This is a genomic window from Promicromonospora sp. NPDC060204 (genome assembly GCF_042728455.1).
Lineage (GTDB): Bacteria > Actinomycetota > Actinomycetes > Actinomycetales > Cellulomonadaceae > Promicromonospora.
Window position 1 is genome coordinate 1 of sequence record NZ_JBHWZO010000420.1, and the last position, 2,880, is coordinate 2,880.

At 74.7% G+C, this 2,880-nt stretch carries 2 protein-coding genes; one reads left to right on the plus strand and one right to left on the minus strand.

Annotated features, from left to right (window positions below):
* Window positions 1–87 precede the first annotated feature (87 nt).
* A complete protein-coding gene (locus ACFWEJ_RS28255; RefSeq protein ID WP_377232481.1) occupies window positions 88–993 on the minus strand; it encodes a hypothetical protein in 906 nt (301 codons plus the stop codon).
* A gap of 91 nt (window positions 994–1,084) precedes the next feature.
* Between ACFWEJ_RS28255 and ACFWEJ_RS28260 the strand changes: the two genes are divergently transcribed.
* Window positions 1,085–2,830, plus strand: coding sequence for a protein kinase (locus ACFWEJ_RS28260; protein WP_377232482.1), 1,746 nt, complete (start codon window positions 1,085–1,087; stop codon window positions 2,828–2,830).
* Window positions 2,831–2,880 lie beyond the last annotated feature (50 nt).

Here is a 2,880-nt window from a genome sequence, read left to right on the forward strand (position 1 = left end):
GGCACAGGCCTGTGCCGACCTCGATGCAGACTGCCGACGTCGAGCGCCGGCGGGGTTGGCCGGAGCCGAGCCGGCCGGCGCGGGGCGTCAGTCCTGCGTGTCCAGCATCCGGCGGCGGGCGCGGACCAGCGCGGCGCCCGCGGCCGTGAGGCCGAGCGCGACGGCGGCCACGCCGGCGACCTGGACGCCGGTCTGCGCGAGGGCGCCGGGGGCCTGGGCCTCGCCGATCGCCTGGATCGGCAGGCCGATGTCGACGCCGGTGCCGAGCCCGGGCGTGTTCGACACCGGGATCGTGCCGCCGTCGTCGGACCCGCCGCCGTCGCCGTCGCCGCCGTCGCCCCCGTCGCCGGGGCCGCCCCCGCCCGGGCCGCCGCGCTCCGGGCTCTCCAGGAGGTCGTCCACGACGCCGTCCTCGCCCGTGACCGCGCCGATCGTGCCGGGCACGTCGCCGCGGCCGAGGTTCTCGCCCACGGAGCCGACGTCGCCGATGATCTCGGCGGGCAGGTCGTCCAGCACGCCGCGCCGGGGCTTGTCCGCGCCGAGGACGTCGTCGACGGCGCCCTCCTCGCCGGCCACCGACGTCACCGCGCCGGACACGCCGCGCACGACGTCCTCGACCGGCCCGCTGCCGGCCGCGGGCGTCTTGGTCCCGCCGCTGGTCACGCCCTTCACCACGTCGTCGACGGCGCCGTCCTTGCCGGCCACCGCGTCGACGGCGCCGGTGACACCCTTGACGGTGTCGTCCACGGCACCGTCCTTCTTCGTCACCTGCTCGACCGTGTCCGTCACCTGGGTCAGCGTGCTGTCGACCGCGCCGCCCTTGCCGACCACGGCGTCGACGGTGCCCGACAGCAGGTCGCCCAGGCCCGCGGACTGCTGCTCGACGCTCGACGTGGCGCCGTCGGCCGCGGTCGCGGAGACGGTGCCCGTGACCAGCAGACCACCCGCGACGAGCACGGACGGCAGCGCGCGGCTCACCAGCTTTCGCTTCATGGTTCTCCCCCTGCATCTGAAGTTGTGGGAACGCGAGTCACCATGACCGAAATATCGGGTGAATTCAAGGATATCCGGTATGTTTCGCACCATGATCGCGCCAGGCTCAGGGGAAGCCCCGCAGGTCCACCCGCTCGAGCCCGGCGACCCGCAGGAGCTGGGCGGATACCCGCTCCTCGGCCGCATCGGCGCGGGCGGCATGGGCGCCGTCTATCTCGCGGAGACCCGCACCGGCCGCAAGCTCGCCCTCAAGGCGATCCTGCGGGAACACGTCCAGGACCCGGAGTTCCGCACGCGGTTCCGCCGGGAGGCGGCAGCCGCGATGAAGGTGCGCGGCCGGTTCCTGGCCACCCTGATCGACGCCGACCCGGACGGCGACCAGCCGTGGCTGGCGGTCGAGTACGTCGCCGGCCCCGCGCTCTCCGCCGTCGTCCGCACCCAGGGTCCCCTGCCCGAGCCCGACGTGCGCCGCATACTGGCGGGCGTGGCCGAGGCGCTGCGGTCGGTGCACCAGGTCGGCATCGTGCACCGCGACCTCAAGCCGTCCAACATCCTGCTCGCCCAGGACGGCCCGTACGTCATCGACTTCGGCATCGCCCAGGGGTCCGACTCGACGTCGCTGACCCGCACCGGCCTCAAGGTCGGCACGCCCGCCTTCATGGCGCCCGAGCAGGTGCGCGGCAGCCTCGCGACACCCGCCGCCGACGTCTGGGCGCTGGGCGCCGTCGCGCTCTACGCCGCGACCGGGCAGCGCGCGTTCGGCGAGGGCGACACCACCGTCGTCTACTACCGCGTGGTCCACGAAGAACCGGACCTGAGCGGGTGCCCGGAGTGGCTGCTCCCACTCGTCCAGGCCTGTCTCGCCAAGGACCCCGAGGCCCGGCCCGGGTTGCCGGAGGTGCTCGACTTCCTCAACGAGGTGCCCGCAGACGGGCGGACGGGCGCCGCGAAGATCCTCCCGGCCGGGGCGGGCGGGGCGGCTGGGGCGGCCGGGGCGGCCGCCGGCTCGGAGGACGACGACGCGACCGCGCTGCGCGACGACGGGACGGTCGTCCGGGCGGACGGCCCGACGTCGGCCGCGGCAACGTCGTCGACGACTTCGGCGTCGGAACCGGCGGCCGGCCCTGCGTCCCGGCCGGCGTCCGAACCTGCCCCCGAGCCGGCTTCCGGAACGGAACCCGAGCCCCAGGCGCCCCGCCGCGGCCTGCTGACCCGGCCGATCACCTGGATCGTCGCGGCGGCCGTCGTGGTGATCGTCGGGGGCGGCACGACGGCGGCCGTGCTCGGCCTGCGGTCCGGGGAGGCGGAGGCCGGCACGACGGGGACGCCGACGGCGTCCGGACCTGCCTCGGAGCCCGCCCCGGCCTCCGGTGAGCCGTCCGCCTCGGCCCCCACCGCGCCGCCGTCGGTCATCGACGAGTGCCTCGTGGGGCGCTGGGAGCAGACGGACCTGGCGACGGAGATCTCGGCCCAGAGTGAGACGTACCCGACCACGGGCTGGACCGGACGGGTGGTGGAGTTCCGCCCCGACGGCACCCAGGTCGTGGAGTTCGACGACGCCGAGCCGCTCCGCGCCGACCTGCCCGCCGGGGAGTACGTCGAGACCTGGAGCGGCACGGCCACCTACACGGTCTCGACCAAGGGCGGCACGCTCACCTTCGAGACGGTCGACTTCGGCGACACCGAGGTCACGCGGAAGCTCGGCGACAACGGCGACACCTACGAGCCCGAGGGCCTGTCCCAACCGCTGGAGTACACCTGCGACAAGACGACCCACACGCAGTGGACGGCAGGCTTCGAGGCAACATTCCGCCGCCTCGACCACCCCCCGAGCTAGTTGAGTGCTGGGTATCTGCGGGTTTCCGGCCGGAAAACCCGCAGATACCC

What these genes read in the sequence shown, in the direction of transcription:
- ACFWEJ_RS28260 (WP_377232482.1), top strand. Translation starts at nt 1,085, where the DNA reads ATGATCGCGCCAGGCTCAGGGGAAGCCCCGCAGGTCCACCCGCTCGAG.
- ACFWEJ_RS28255 (WP_377232481.1), bottom strand. Translation starts at nt 993, where the DNA reads ATGAAGCGAAAGCTGGTGAGCCGCGCGCTGCCGTCCGTGCTCGTCGCG.